Here is a 15,293-nt window from a genome sequence, read left to right as displayed (position 1 = left end):
AAGCAAAGACCCGAAGGGTTCGCTCCGTGAAAACCCTTCGGGTCTCATTTACGGTACGCCGATGTACCACTTTTCCGGCAGATAATCAATGCCGAGCGCGGTCGGTTCGTTCGGGATCACCCGCTTGTTGAGAAACAGCCAACCCGGCGTGTAGGTCAAGAACAGGTATGGCGCATCATCGCCGACGATTTTTTGGATCTCGTGATACGTTTGCTTGCGCGCGTCGAGGTCGCACGGCGCGGCGTTCGCTTTGGCGTACAACGCTTCGACTTGTTTGTTGATGTAGCCGCCGGTGTTCACATCGGGAATCGCGGCTTCGCTCCACAGTTGACTCGACCAGTGCGGATCAATCGTCCCGCGCCAACCGAGCAAGTAGAGGTCATAATCGAACGGTGGTTTCTTGAGATATTCGAGATATAACTGGAAATCCAACCCGGTCACATCCGACTCGACGCCGATTTTTTTCAACTCGGCTTGAAGCATCAGACTCGTATCTTCGCGCGGACGATTATCGGTGTTCACCATAATTTTCAAGCGCGGCGCGGGTTTGCCATCCTTGCCCAGCAACTTGCCGCTGGCGTCGAAACGATAACCGGCTTGCGCCAACGTATCTCTGGCGCGCGCGATGTTGTACTCGTACGGCGCGACCCCAGGATTGTAGAACGGATTCGCCGGCGCGATAAACGAGGCGAGCGGTTTTTGCAGACCGGCAAACACCTTGTCCGCGATATCTTGGCGCGGCATCGCGTACGCGAGCGCGCGCCGCATCGCGACGTCTTGCAGAAACGCGCGCCGCAAGTTGACACCGACAAAATTCCATGCGGCGGCGGCGGAATTCCATTGATACAATTTGAGCGTGTCGCTTTTCTTTGCCTCGGCAACATCGCTAATCTGCAAAGGCACAACGTCGAGTTCACCGCTCTTGAGCAATTGCAGTTGGGTTGTCGGGTCTGGCACGACGCGCACGATTTCGCCGTCGAGATTCGATGCGCCGCGCCAGAACGCATCGTTGCGCGTAAATTCGATCTGGGTATCGCGTTGCCATTGCTTGACCGTGAATCGCCCGGACACGACGCTGGGTTTCAATATTTCCGGATTCTTCGCCGGGTCGCTCCAACTGTATTTTTCCCAAATATGTTTCGGCAACGGCGTCACTGGGTCGGCAAGCTCAAGCCCGACACATGCCGTTTGCTTGAGTGTCGTCACAAGCGTGTAATCGTCTTTTGCAACGAATGACGCGATGGATTCAAAACTCGCGCGGTACGGATAATTATTTTGCGGACGATTCGCTTGCTCGAACGTCCACGCAAAATCGTGCGCGGTGATCGGCTTGCCATCACTCCATTTCATATCGCGGCGCAAGTCGAATGTGAACGTCTTGCCGTCGTCCGACACCGTCCACGTGTTCGCCATATTTGGAACGAACTGCAACGATTGCGGATCACGACGAAACAAACCGCTCGCGAACACGCGCGATTGATACTCGGCAGAAACCGGGTCGGTCGTCAGGTACGGATGAAAACCGACCGCGTCGCTTGTGACCGCGCTACGCAACGTGCCACCCTTGCGCGAAGGGGGTGGCGTTGTGGTCGGTGTCAACACTGGTGTCTCAGTTGGCGGAACTGGCGTCGTGATTGCAGTCGGCGGAACTGGCGTCGCGGTTGGCGCAGAGCACGCGGCTAGCATCGCGAACAAAACGAAAAACGCAAAAACGGAAATGGGAAATCTCATTCTCTCTTCCATGCGAGGTTTGCCCCTACCCCGACCCTCCCTCGTTCGCCAACTTTGGGCGAACAGGGGGAGGGGCGGGGTGGGGGGTAATGGTGCGAATCGAAGAATTTCCTACTTGGCGAGTTGCCAGGTCTCAAGACTGTAGTTGATACCGAGCACAGTGACCGGATTCACCTGGATACGTTTATTGACCGCAACAAGTGTTTGATTGGTGTAGAGAAAAAGGTACGGCTGTTCTTCAGCCACGATCTGCTGAATCTTGGCGTACATCTTTTTGCGGTCGTCTTGTCGGCACCCCGGCGCTACCGCGGCGTCATCGTAAAGCCGGTCCACTTCGGCATTATTGAAACCGGTATGGTTTTGCGAACCATTCGATTTCCATATAGTGCCGGTCCCATACGGATCAATTCCGCCCGACCAACCCAGGACGAACATCTCAAAGTCGCGTTTCTTGAGATCGGGTTCTTGAATCCGCCTCAGGTATGCCAGCCATTCTTCCGAAATCACTTCCACCGCAATGCCAACCGCTTTGAGATAGTCCTGGGTGATGATCGCGATTTGTTCGCGTTGTTTGTTTCCCGCGTTGTAGAATAAGCGAACCTGGAATTTCTTGCCGCTTTTCGCAAGGATGCCATCCGCACCGGCAACCCAGCCCGCTTCCTTGAGCAACACCTTGGCTTTGGCGACATCGTAATTGAACTTGGGCACGTCGTCGGTGAACGCCCACGACGTTGCCGGGATATTCGAGTACTGCACCTTGGCATAGCCGAGGCGAACCTTGTCTACAAACTCTTGTTTGTTGATCGCGTACGAAATCGCCTGGCGCACCTTCTTGTCGCTCAAGGATGGGTTCCCCATGTTGAAACCGATGAACGTCCATCCCGGCGAAGCCGGATAATATTCAAACGTCTGAGCAAACCGGAGTTGTTTGATTTCGTCCCAGTCACTTGGGTCCGGTCGAATGATGTCAATCTCCTGCGCCTTGAACATCTCCAGCGCAACCGCGCTATCTTTCACGACGCGAAATGTATATCCGTCGAGCCGCGCCTCGCCGCGGACATAGTACGGATTCGACGGCGCGAATTGCGCGCGCTCGTCTTTCGTCCAGTCTTTAAGTTTCCACAGTCCGCTAACCACCGAAGGACTATCGTTCGCCAGGTTCTGATTGATGTCCACATCCTTAAAGACGTGCATCGGGATCGGACCGGGGATCGCGCTGTTGCTGATCGCCGGACAAAAGCCGGGCTGGGTCAGTTCGTACTCCACCGTGAGATCGTCAATCGCTTTGACCGACTTGAAGGAATCGGAATAGGTTTTTTTCGCCGGGAACTTGGTCTTCTCCTCCATCATCTTGTCCCAGGTAAACTGCACATCCCGCGCGGTCAAGGGCGCGCCGTCGCTCCACCTGAGACCCGGCTTGAGTTTCCAGACCAACTTGGAACCATCGGGAGAAAGCGTCGGATTGTCCTCGTACAAGTTACCTCTCACTTCGAGAGTGTCTGGGTCGGTGCGCGTCAAACTCGCGTAGAGCAAAGCTTGCCGATTGAAAGACGAGCCATCGTTGGTGATGAGCGGCTGCAACGATACCGCGTCGCTGATGTCGTAATCAATAAACATCCTAGAGTTTCGTGTCGCCGTCGCTGTCGGCGTCGGTTTCGCGGCGACACGCGTCCGGATCGGCGGTGGGGTGGGCGCTTCGCAAGCGGCTAGCCACGCCATGACGACGCCGAGCGCAATCAGCAAAATCATTTTTTTTATTTTGAACATGCTACCCTTCAAACCTATCGTATCGCGTGAAAACCAACCCGATAGAAACCAGGTTTCTCCGCGAAACCTGGTTTCTGCTGGTTCAACCAACTGCTACGGCAAAATCTGCCAACGCTCGTACCGTTCGCGCCCGTTGAATGCAAAGGTGCGTTTGACCCACGGTTGCGTGACAACGCCGCGCGCGTACCAGTAGACGGGCAATAGTACTGCATCTTCGTTAACCAAGATTTTTTCGGCTTGTGCGTACAACTCGACGCGCTTGGCGTTGTCTTTTTCGATTGCGGCGCGCTTGATCGCATCTTCGTACCGCTCATTGCGCCAGTTCAAACCGCCGGCTGGCGCGTTGCCGCTCGTGGGATTCACCGAGCCGCCCGCCGCGACCACATCGCGCATAAAGTTGTGCGCGTCCGGATATTCCATGCACCAACCAAAGCGCCAGACCTGCGGCGCGTTCTTGCTTTTGATCGCTTTGTTCAACGCGTCCCACTCTTGCGCAGCGAGTTTGACCGTGATACCCAGGTTGTTCTTCCACATTTCCTGCGCGGCGTGCGCGATTTTCTGATTGCCGGGCATGGTGTTGTACGCCAAGGTGAGGTCGAGATTTTCGGCGGAGAGATTCTTTTCTGTGAGATAGTCACCCAACACGCGCTTGGCTTCTGTCGCGTCAAACTTGACGCCGAGGTTCGCATCCGCTTTGGATGCGCCATTGATGCCCGGCAACGTGAACCACCCCGCCGGCGTCTGTCCATTCTTCACGCCATTTTCGACAAGCGTCTTACGATCGAGCGCGAGCGACAAGGCGCGGCGCACGCGCGCGTCGTTCACGACTTGCGCGCGCGTGTTGAATCCGAAATAGTACGTGCATTGATTCGGCGAGGTCGTCAACAACTTGGCTAGAGTTGCGTCGGACTTGACGCGTTCGAACTCGGCGCTCGGCACGGTCGCCGCGTCCAGCTCGCCGCGTTCAAAGCGATTCATCACTGCCGCGTCATCCAAGAACGTGAACGTGACTTGTTCCAGTGCCGGTGCGGGCGTCGTCGCGTCGCCGAACCAAAATGCGTTTTTGGTAAGCGTCAAATTCGCGCCGCGCGTCCATGTCTTGACGACGAACGGACCGTACGTTTGCAGGTTCGCCAGGTCGCTCCACTTGTCGCCCACGCGCGGGGTGCACGCGTCGCCGTCAATCAACCAACGCGGCGTCGCGCTCGTCGCCGATAAACCCAACAACACGGACGCGAACGCGATCGGCTCGCGCAGTTTGATTTCCAACGTCGCATCGTCCAACGCCTTGACGCCGACCTTGGTCGTGTCTGCCGTTTCCGCGTTCAGGTAGGCGCTCGCGCCATCGAGGTACGGGGCGAGCAACGGCGCGAACGGCGAAGCCGTCGCCGGCTTGAGCGCGCGCAAAATGCCGTACTCGAAATCCTTCGCCGTGACCAGGCGTGCTTTGGTCTGTTTGTTCTTGTCTGGGCACGATTGCGCTTGTACGATTTGTTGTTTCGCCGCGTCGTACTTGACCCAGGGCACGTCGCCACGCAGTTTGAACGTGATCGTCTTGCCATCCGCCGAAATCGTCCACGTCGTCGCAATGCCGGGACGCGGTTCGTTCGTCACTTCATCCAAACGCACGAGCGGGACGAAAACCTGCTCAATCACCGCGAGCGAACTGGGATCCGACGCGATGGCGGGATCGAGCGTCGTGACATCACCGGGCAGATTCGCGCGGACGAGGTTGGGTCGCGGCGCGCGCGTAGCTGTGGCGGTTGCGGCGGGCGTCGCAACGATTGGAACGATTTGGACTGGCGCTGTCGCCGCGGGCGTGCCGGTTGGCGTGGCGGGCGAACCGCACGAGACGAGTAACAGTAAAGCAAGCGCCAAAACGTGACTACTCAGGTTGTCATTTCGAGCGAAGCGAGAAATCCCGGCATGGCTAGAGATTTCTCGTCGCTCCGCTCCTCGAAATGACACAGGGCTGAGTAGCGACAAAACGCTCTGCAATTTGATTCGACGCATACGTTCATTCTCCATTTTTATCTAGCCACGCCCTCAAGGGCGTGGCTAGGCGCTTTTATACCGCATCACAAAAAAAATGTCCAATCACCGCGTCGAACTCACCGCCGATAATGCGCGGCGCAACATGAACCAAATAAAAATCGCGGCGGCAAGCATCGCCGGGTAAACGATGGTCGGCAATTCCATCGGCGCACCGCGAAGCGTGAGGTACGCCGGAGGATGAAGCGGGAATGCTTCGTTTCGCGCCACATCGAACAAGTTGCCATCGCCGGTCGAGCAACCGCCGACCGTGTAAATCACTCCGTCAATGTAATCGGCTTTCAAGCCGTGGCGTGAGGTCGGCATCGGCGGCAAATCGGTGCGCCACGCGTGTGTCTGCAGATTGTACGCGAAATGTTTGTCGTACTTGAGCACATGCACCCAGCCCTCGGCGTACACGGTACCAAACCCGGCAATCGGTTCTGGAATTTTCGTATTGAGGATACTCCACGTTTGCGTTTGCGGATCGAACACCTCGATCGTGTCGAGCGCGTCGCGTTCGCCTCTACCGCCGAACGCGTAGAGTTTGCCATCGAGCACGAGACTGCTGAACGCATAACGCGCGCGCAACATGGGTGGCAGCGCGCGCCACTGCTGGGTCGTCGTTTCGTACGCCTCGACGACGTTCATCACGGCGTCGTCGAATCCGCCGAGCGCGTAAATCGTCTCGCCGATGACATTCGCGCTCAGGTCGAATCGCGGCGTCGGCATTGGCGGCAGCGCGCGCCAACGTCCGGTCGTCGTGTCGAACGCTTCGACGCGATTCGTCGTGCCGTTTTCAAGATAACCCCCCAGCGCGTAAATCGTGTCACCGACCGCGACGACGGCAAGCGACGCGCGTGCGCTCGGCATCGGGGCGAGCGTACTCCACGCATTCGCGCGCGGATCGAACACTTCGTTCGTATCACGCCGCGCGCCATCTGCGCCGACCATCCCACCTAGCGCGTAGATTTTTCCGGCGACCGTCGCCGTGCCAAACCAACTGCGCGGCTCGCGCAAACTCGCGCGCGTGAGCCACATGTTCGGCGGTGTGGTTTGACACGCGACAAGCCAAACGGCAAGCGCAAACAGAATTTTGATGCGTCGCAACAATTGTCTCTCAAAACGACCGCCGACGGCAGACCGCATTACATGGTGGCGGTCGGTCATCGGCGGTCGTTAACGAAAAGCGAAAAGGAATCAGCGCCGCAAACGCGGATCCATCGCGTCGCGCAATCCATCGGCGAGCAAATAAACGGACAGCACGGTGAGCGAAATCGCGATCCCTGGAAAAACGACGAGCCAGGGTGCGCGCGTATAGTACGACAGGGAGTTGGTCAACATATTGCCCCAGGTTGCGGTCGGTGGCGCGACGCCGAAACCCAGGAACGACAGCGACGATTCGGTGAGAATCGCGCCGACAATGTCGAAACCCAGGATGACAAGCACAATCGAAAAAACGTTCGGCAAGAGATGCTGCGCCATGATGCGTCCGTTGCGCGCGCCGACGGCGCGTGCGGCAAGCACGTAATCGCGTTGCTTGACCGAGAGCACTTGCCCGCGCACGAGACGCAGTTCGCCGGTCCAGCCGAGCACGGATAACAAGAACGCCATCCCCAGCGCGTCCAAGCGAATCATCGAGCCGATGATGATGAGGAGCGGCAGAAACGGAATTGCCGCGATGACATTGACGACGGCTTGGAGCAAGTCGTCAATCCAACCGCCAAAGTAGCCGGCGATCAAACCCAGCGTGACGCCAATCACGACGCTCGCAATCGCGACGAAAAAGCCGATGCTCAACGATACGCGTCCCGCCCACACAATGCGCGTGAAATAATCGCGTCCGTACTCGTCGGTGCCAAACCAATGCTTGGCAGTCGGGGGTTTCCACTGCTCGCTCAAATTATTCTTGTCGGGATCATACCCGGTAACGTACTGCGAGACGAGCGGCGCTGCCAGCGAAATCAAACAGAGCAACAAAAAGACCAGACCACCCGCAATCGCAAGCCGATCGCGGCGAAAGCGTTGCCACGTGTCCTGCCAAAAACTACGGCTGGGTCCGCGCGAGGCGTTCTCGGCGGCGAAACGGGATTCATCATTCGGGGTACGGAATGCCATCGCTAAATTCACCTCAATCGTATCGTATGCGCGGGTCAACCCACCCGTACGCGAGATCGGCAATCAAGCGTCCGAACACTGCCAGGATCGTGTACACGTACGCGACGCCGATGCTAATCGGATAATCTTTTTTGAGCGTCGCATCGAACAACAAACGCCCCATGCCGGGCCACGAAAAAATATTTTCGTAAATGACCGAGCCGCTCAGTAAACCGACGAGCAAACCACCGGAGATCGTCACGACCGGGATGAGCGCGTTACGCAACACGTGTCGCCACACGACTACGCGCGGCGCGAGACCTTTGGCTTGCGCGGTGCGGACATAATCCTGTCCCAGCACTTCGAGCGTCTCGGAACGCATGTAGCGACCGAAGCCGACCCAGCCGCCGGTGCCGAGCATCAGCGCGGGTAGAACCAAATGCCACAAGGAATCGAGTAGGTCGAATCCTTCTCTGCCGAGTGTGCCAGCGCGACCCATCGGTAAGAGTTGAATGCCGGTTGCCACCCGGATGTTCGCCAGCGCGATGAGAATGAGCAGACCCAACCACCAATGCGGCACGGCATTGAGAAGGGAAGTAAAAAAGCGAATCACATGATCAATTCTGCCGCCGCGATGCAAACCGGCGTACACGCCGAGCGGAATGCCGATGAGATAACTGATCAGCGTCGCGGCGAGACTGAGTTCAATCGTGACCGGCAGACGCCCCATCACCTCCTCGATGACTGGGCGATGTGAAAAATACGAGTAACCTAGGTTCCCCTGCAAAAAATTCCCCATCCACCGCAAGTACTGAATCGGCAAGGGCTGATCCAAACCCAATTCATGTTCCAACCGCGCAATGTCTTCCGCGCTGATGTTCGGATCGAGCGAATATTGTTTGATCGGACCGCCGGGTGCGGCGTTGATCAGACCGAATTGAATGATCGAGATTACGAACAAGACCGGAATCGTTTGGAGAATGCGCCGAACCAAATAACGCGTCATGACGTTCGTCCCTTGAATCAATATAGGGGCGAGCGACTGCGCTCGCCCCTAATGGACTGTCAACATTCGACAGGTTGTTACTTGTTGAGTTGCCAGGTTTCGAGAGTGTAGTTGATACCCAGGATGGTAGCCGGGTTCACTTTGATGCGTTTGTTGACCCCAATGAGCGATTGATTGGTGTACAAGAAAAGGTACGGTTGTTCTTCGGCGACGATCTGCTGAATCTTGGCGTACAGTTTCTTGCGGTCATCCTGCTTGCAACCCGGCACGACCGCGGCGTCGTCGTACAGTTTGTCAATTTCCGCGCTGTTGAAACCGGTATAGTTCTGCGAACCTTTGGACTTCCAGATATTGCCGGTGCCGAATGGATCAATCCCACCCGACCAGCCAAGGACAAACATCTCAAAGTCGCGTTTCTTTGGATCCGGTTCTTGAACGCGTTTTAGGTACGCCGTCCATTCTTCCGGAATCACTTCTGCCGCGATGCCTACCGCTTTGAGATAATCCTGGGTAATGATCGAGATCATCTCGCGTTGTTTATTGCCCGCGTTGTAGAACAAGCGAATTTGGAATTTTTTGCCGTCTTTCGCCAGGATGCCGTCGGAACCGGCAACCCAGCCCGCTTCCTTGAGCAACGCCTTGGCTTTGGCGACATCGTAATTGAACTTGGGCACATCGTCGGTGAACGCCCACGAGGTCGCGGGGATGTTCGAGTGTTGCACCTTGGCATAGCCGAGGCGAATCTTGTCCACGAACTCTTGCTTGTTGATCGCGTGCGAAATCGCTTGACGCACCTTTTTATCGCTTAACAACGGATTCACGGTGTTAAAGCCGACATACGTCCACGATGGCGCGGCGGGATAGTATTCATACGTCGCGGCAAAGGGCAGTTTTTTGACTTCATCCCAATCAATCGGATCGGGAGTCACAATGTCAATGTCCTGGGTCTTGAACATTTGCAAGGCGACGGTGTTGTCTTTGACGATGCGAATCGTGTATCCATCGAGCAACGCTTCGCCGCGAACAAAATTCGGATAGGATGGCGCGAATTGCGCGTTGTCGTCTTTTTTCCAATCCTTCAAATTCCAATAGCCGTTGATGGCGAGAGGCTTGTCGTTCGCCGGGTTCTGGTTAATGTCCACGTCCTTGAAAATGTGCATGGGAATGGGACCGGGGATCGCGCTGTTACGAATCGCCGGGCAGAATCCCGGCTGGGTCAACTCGTACTCGATCGTGAAATCATCAAGCGCCTTGACCGACTTGAAGGAATCGGAGTAGAACTTTTTCGCCGGGAATTTTGTCTTTTCCTCCATCATCTTGTCCCAAGTGAATTGCACGTCCTTCGCGGTCATCGGCGTGCCGTCACTCCACTTGAGACCCTGCTTTAATTTCCAGATCAACTTGGCGCCATCCGCAGAAAGCGTGGGATTGTTTTCGTAAAGGTTCCCTAACACTTCCAAGGTGTTGGGGTCCGAGCGCGTAAGCGCGGCATAGATAAAGCTCTGATAGGAGCTCGACGCGGTATCGTTCGTGATGAGCGGTTGCAGCGAAACTGCTTCGGCGAATGAGGCATCAATGAAGGTGCCGCCTTTATTCCGCACCGCGGCGGGCGCTTGTGTCGCGGCGGGAGCAGTCGTTGCCGCGGCGGCGGGCACGCTCGTTGGCTTGGGCGCTTCCGTCGGCGCGGCGCACGCGGCGAGCATCACCAAGACGAGCATCAGCCCGAGAATGAGTGTTGCCTTTTTCATCTTACTTTTCTCCTCCTGAGAGTTTTCGAATGGGGAACGCATGGGCATGAATTAGAATCTAACCACACGAGGGTCGCGCAAAAACAGAGCGAAGCAAGTGCACGCGGGGAAAGCGCACAAATGTGTAGCGGCACGCCGCAAAAGCGACATTCATTGTCTTTGCTTTTCGAGTGGTGGAGCATCGTCTTTGATCCGACCACCCCCTTTCAGATTGAGCGAGTGAGTTAATAGCAACAAAGTGGTTCGATTATATGGTAGAAGATTATGCCTGTCAACAAAGATGCTCTGCGACATCCCGGCTGTTGCAAGGTCGCGTTCACGCGCACGACAACGGAGAGAGGGTTGGTTTAGGGGATTGCTTCGGGTAAAGAACGCCCTCGCAATGATGGCGGGACACGCGTCAAGCGACTTGGCACGCGCCCTGAATCAACGACTTTGCCGCAACGTCCACAGCGCCCAACTCGACCACACGAGCGCGATCATCAACAGGATGCCTGGGACACCCAGGAGAAGAATTTGTCGCCAATCCATCGGCGCGCGCGCGGCAGATTGCGTTTGCCCCGCTTGACCCGGCGCGACCGGTTGCGGATTCGTCGCGGCATTGTTCCGCATCCACGGCGGTCCACCGCCGCCGGTCGTTTGCGGCGCGGCGACGGCTGGCGCGGTTGCTTGCCACTGGCGCACGTACGCGACGACTGCTTCGATCTCCGATGCGCCCAAGCGCGTGCCCCATGCCGGCATCGCCGTGTTCGGCACGCCGTTCGTCACGATTTGAACCATCGCCGCGTCGCTCGTCACTTTTTGGAAAAAGTTTTGCACGTTGAGTGCGGGCGCGCGACGCGTACCTTGTCCTTCCGCCCCGTGACACCACGAACAGTTTTGGGTGAACAGCGTTTTGCCGGTATCGAGTATTTTCTGCGTGACCACGATCGGTCGTGCTGGCGGTTCGGGAATCGCGTTCGCCGGCAATGTGTCCCAGCGTTGAATCAGTAAAACCAGGTCGGCGATTTGTTCGGGTTTCAAACGTTGATTCCAACCTGCCATCAATGTCGCGGGCGAGCCGAGCGTGACTGTTTTTGTGAGTTGATCGGCGGTGCGGTCGGTGCGGACTTGTGGATCGTTGAGCGCGGGCGCGAGCGTGGTACCTTTACCATTCGCGCCGTGACACGCCACACAGTTCGCCGCGTAGAGTTGCGCCGCGTTCGACAAGCGCGTTCCATCCGGCAATGCCGCGATGAGTTTCAGCGTCTCCGCCGGAATCGTCACACTGACCGGTACGCGCGGCGTCAATCCCAGGTCGGCGACGACGAGGCGCGTCCCATTCCAATCGCCGTGTTGAATCAACGCGATCACCGCCTCGATAGATGCATCGTTGAGCGCGCCGCCATCGGCGACGCCCCACGCCGGCATTGCGGTGTTGTACCGCCCGCGCGCAATCGTTTTGTAGAGCGTGTCGTACTCCATCGCGCGCAACCCAGGATTGTCGAGCGGAAGCGTTGCGCCCAATCCTTCGCCCGCGCCGCCGTGACAGACCGCGCAATTTTGCGCGAACACGACTTGCCCTTGGCGAATTTGCGCGGCAAGCAAATCCGCGCGGGCGCGGTCTTGACGGTACGGTTCGTAGAACATGTACGCGCCGAGCGTTGTGACGAGCACGAGCGCGGCGACAAAGCCGATGAAAATTTGTGTTCGCATGATTAGCCAATCCTAAGTCGGGTATACGATTTGCGTTGGATCGAATCGGTCGCGGCGGGTTTGTTTGCTCGTGTCCACCTGGACTTGGTCGCCGACAAGGTTGACTTGGAAGAGGTCGAGTGGACGCGGGGCGGGCGCGTTCAACACATCGCCGTTTTGGTCGAACACCGAGGCGTGACACGGACAGATGAATTGTTGCTTGGTTTGATCCCAGGGCACTGCGCAACCCAGGTGCGTGCATTTGCGATACAGCGCGAGAAATCCGCCGTCCTGGGTTCGCACGAGATAGAATCGCCCTTCGTTGAACGGCGTCACCGAACCGTTCGGAAACTTGTCCACTGCACCGCACTTGAACACCCCACCGAATTCACCCTCGCTGAGACGCGGTAAAAAGAATCCCACGCTGACGACGCCCGCTTCGACCACGGCAACGCCGGCGAGCGCCGTCCAGCCGAGGCGCAAAAAATCGCGGCGCGGAATTCCGGTTTGCGAATGGAGTGATTCGGGAGCGCACAATCGTTGTTGATTTTCTGTCATCGTTCAACTCCATTAATGCGTCGGCGTGATTTCCCACGGAAACATCAGTTGCATACCCGCGCCGCGAAAGAAAACGCCGACGAGCGTCAGCACGATGAATCCAGCTAGCACGAGGACGAACACGCTCAACACGCCCTCGCATTTCGTCGCGCGAAACGCGCGGCGCACAAATTCATAGTAACCGATGATTCCCAGGATCAGCAGAATCAGCGGCAAGATGCCATTTGAAACGAGCGCGGGCAAACCGTAAAACCATCCCGCGAAATCAATCACGTACTCGTCCAGCACGATGTAGAGCGCGGTGAGCAATACGCCGGTTGCCGCGCTAAACAACGCAAGCCAGCGTCCGCGGCGCGAGCGAAAATAAATGCCGACGCTGTTCATATCACTGTCCATGTACGGCAACGCGCCCAGTCCAAGCAAGCCGAGTGTCGGAATGATGATCGCGCCGACGAGCGGATGAAAATGCAATAGCAATTCCTGGATGCCCATAAAATACCACGCGGCTTTGGCGGGATTCGGACTCGCGTCCGGATTCGCGAGCGCTTCGAGCGGCGCGTTGACGAGCGCCGCCCAGACCACCAGTGTGGCAAGCGCCACCATCGCCCACACCGCTTCGGGACGCACGAGATCGGCGACCGTCAGTACGTTTTCATCTTTGCTCACCGGCGGCTCGTCCACTCCGCGCGGCAGTGACAGCCCGCCGTCTTTGCGCACGCGCCAGAAATGCAAACTCATCAGCGCGAGCATCGCCATCGGAATGATCGAAATGTGCAGCGCGTAAAAGTTGAGCAACGTCGCCGCGCCAATTTCGGGACCGCCGAGCAAGACGTTTGACAGTCCGTTACCGATGAACGGCACGTAGACGATGATGCTCGAACCGACCGTGATTGCCCAGTATGCGAGTTGATCCCAGGGCAAGAGATAGCCGGTGAAATTTGCCATCACGGTCAACAGCAACAACGCGATGCCGACAAGCCAGTTGAACTCGCGCGGCGCGCGAAACGCGCCGGTGAAAAAGACGCGCAAGAGATGAAGCGCGACGACGATGATCATCAAATTGCCCGACCAGTGGTGCAAGTTGCGGATGAACTGCCCGAACCAGATGCGCGTGCTCAACGCGAGAATCGAAGTGTACGCTTTGTCCGGCGAAGGGGTGTACGCGGTTTCGAGCAACATCCCCGTTGCCGCGAGAATCACGACGAGCAAGCCAGCCAACCCGCCCAGTCCAAACGAGTACGTAAAGCGCAGCGTGCGCGCCGGAACCTGGGACGGGTGCAAGTGCAAAACCAGGTTATTCATCACCAAGCGGAGACGACTGCGCCGGTCGCCGGTGAATGGCTCGCGCACGGCGCTGCGCCAAACGCGCTGCCAAATGGAAAGCGGGGAATTATTCGATGGATTCATCATCTCATTCCGTCATCGCAAAATAACGATTCACAAAAAGCGGAAAGGACGCGCACTCTTCCCACGGTCAGGAGAAGCGAAGAACCTTGCGAAGGTTTATATGAATCGCGTTTCGCATTGACATTCCTGCCACTTGCGAAACACACTCGTTTCGTTGGCTAAACCTCCGCAAGGTTGGCTAATTTCTAACCGCCGTTGCCGCCATTGCCGCGACCCGCCCAACCCGGTCGCCCAGATTGATCGCGGATCTGCGCGTTCACGCCATTCGACAGATTCTGCATCTGTCCGATTTCGAACAAACCGTTCTGGTAAAAACCGTTTAGTTTGATCTGATCGCCAACCTTCGCCGAAAATTTTTGTTCGAGCGCGTACGACCACGGACGATTTTCAATCCGCACCTGTTCGCCGTTCGATGCTTGCACGGTCATCGCGTACTGATCCACACTAATCACGTTGCCTTGCACCGTCGTCCATTGCACACCTTGCGCCGCGACGCCTTGCCCTTGTCCTTGACCACCGCCACGCAATTGCGCGCCAGTGCCTTGACCACGCGCGGCGAGCGCTTGATTCGCCACGTTTGCCGGCGCCGGCGTCAGTGCGCGCATGCCCAAGCCAAGCGCGACAATCCCGACCAATCCACCGATCAACACGGCAATAGCGATTTGTTTCAACATGTTATCCTCCATTTGATTTACGTTCTTGCCCGCACTATAAACCGGCGATGTGGAAAAGCGATGGAGAAATGATTGAGAAACGATAGAATGAAAAAATCCAGGTTTCTCCCCTGCGGGGAAACCTGGATTCCAAAGTCTTGCTCACCCTATCCAACAATAAAATTGTCAAAGAGCAAGAACAGCGCCAACACGATGACGAACGTCGCAAACACTTGGCGCAGGCGATCCGTCGAAATGCGATGCGCGAGACGCGCGCCGGCGAACGCGCCGACGAGACCCGCCGCGACGAAAGTGAGTGTGAGCGTCACGTCGAACATACTTCCGCTCAAATGTCCCAGCAATCCCGCGACGCTATTCGCGGCGATGATGACGAGCGACGTACCCACCGCTTGATTCATCGGTAAGCCGACGAGCATCACCAACGCGGGCACGATTAGAAAACCGCCGCCGACACCCAGGATGCCGGTGAGCAAGCCAACGCCGGCGCCACTCGCGATGATCAATGTCCAGTTCGGCGCGGTTGCGCGCGGCGTCGCCGCGCGGCGTACGAGCATTACTGCGCCGACGACGAGCATAAGGATTGCGAACGCGACCATCAAC

Annotated in this window: 12 protein-coding genes; all 12 read right to left on the bottom strand. The window is 57.1% G+C overall.

The window, feature by feature from the left end; all coding sequences use genetic code 11:
• Positions 1-48 precede the first annotated feature (48 nt).
• A complete protein-coding gene (locus tag HY868_10330; protein ID MBI5302525.1) occupies positions 49-1,731 on the bottom strand; it encodes a hypothetical protein in 1,683 nt (560 codons plus the stop codon).
• Positions 1,732-1,842: 111 nt separating this feature from the next.
• The gene (locus HY868_10325; GenBank protein ID MBI5302524.1) at positions 1,843-3,498 is read right to left on the bottom strand and encodes a hypothetical protein; all 1,656 of its coding nucleotides are present in this window, start codon (positions 3,496-3,498) and stop codon (positions 1,843-1,845) included.
• A 93-nt stretch (positions 3,499-3,591) separates the two neighbouring features.
• The gene (locus tag HY868_10320) at positions 3,592-5,376 is read right to left on the bottom strand and encodes a peptide ABC transporter substrate-binding protein (protein ID MBI5302523.1); all 1,785 of its coding nucleotides are present in this window, start codon (positions 5,374-5,376) and stop codon (positions 3,592-3,594) included.
• A 219-nt stretch (positions 5,377-5,595) separates the two neighbouring features.
• Positions 5,596-6,642 carry a hypothetical protein gene (locus HY868_10315; GenBank protein ID MBI5302522.1) on the bottom strand — a complete coding sequence of 349 codons (1,047 nt, stop codon included), beginning with the start codon at positions 6,640-6,642 and terminating at the stop codon, positions 5,596-5,598.
• Between the two features lie 87 nt (positions 6,643-6,729).
• On the bottom strand, positions 6,730-7,647 hold the full coding sequence (locus HY868_10310; GenBank protein ID MBI5302521.1) for an ABC transporter permease: 918 nt from the start codon (positions 7,645-7,647) through the stop codon (positions 6,730-6,732).
• 13 nt (positions 7,648-7,660) lie between these two features.
• The gene (locus HY868_10305; protein ID MBI5302520.1) at positions 7,661-8,632 is read right to left on the bottom strand and encodes an ABC transporter permease; all 972 of its coding nucleotides are present in this window, start codon (positions 8,630-8,632) and stop codon (positions 7,661-7,663) included.
• A gap of 77 nt (positions 8,633-8,709) precedes the next feature.
• Positions 8,710-10,380 (bottom strand): hypothetical protein, encoded by a 1,671-nt coding sequence (locus tag HY868_10300; protein ID MBI5302519.1) that lies wholly within the window; start codon positions 10,378-10,380, stop codon positions 8,710-8,712.
• A gap of 426 nt (positions 10,381-10,806) precedes the next feature.
• A complete protein-coding gene (locus HY868_10295; GenBank protein ID MBI5302518.1) occupies positions 10,807-12,075 on the bottom strand; it encodes a c-type cytochrome in 1,269 nt (422 codons plus the stop codon).
• A 12-nt stretch (positions 12,076-12,087) separates the two neighbouring features.
• Positions 12,088-12,612, bottom strand: coding sequence for a Rieske 2Fe-2S domain-containing protein (locus HY868_10290; GenBank protein ID MBI5302517.1), 525 nt, complete (start codon positions 12,610-12,612; stop codon positions 12,088-12,090).
• 12 nt (positions 12,613-12,624) lie between these two features.
• Positions 12,625-14,019 (bottom strand): cytochrome b N-terminal domain-containing protein, encoded by a 1,395-nt coding sequence (locus HY868_10285; GenBank protein ID MBI5302516.1) that lies wholly within the window; start codon positions 14,017-14,019, stop codon positions 12,625-12,627.
• Positions 14,020-14,204: 185 nt separating this feature from the next.
• Positions 14,205-14,693 (bottom strand): hypothetical protein, encoded by a 489-nt coding sequence (locus HY868_10280; protein ID MBI5302515.1) that lies wholly within the window; start codon positions 14,691-14,693, stop codon positions 14,205-14,207.
• A 146-nt stretch (positions 14,694-14,839) separates the two neighbouring features.
• Positions 14,840-15,289, bottom strand: coding sequence for a sulfite exporter TauE/SafE family protein (locus HY868_10275; protein MBI5302514.1), 450 nt, complete (start codon positions 15,287-15,289; stop codon positions 14,840-14,842).
• Between the last annotated feature and the right edge of the window lie 4 nt (positions 15,290-15,293).

This window comes from Chloroflexota bacterium, assembly GCA_016219275.1.
Taxonomy (GTDB): Bacteria; Chloroflexota; Anaerolineae; order UBA4142; family UBA4142; genus JACRBM01.
This window is presented reverse-complemented; position numbering and strand designations above follow the sequence as displayed.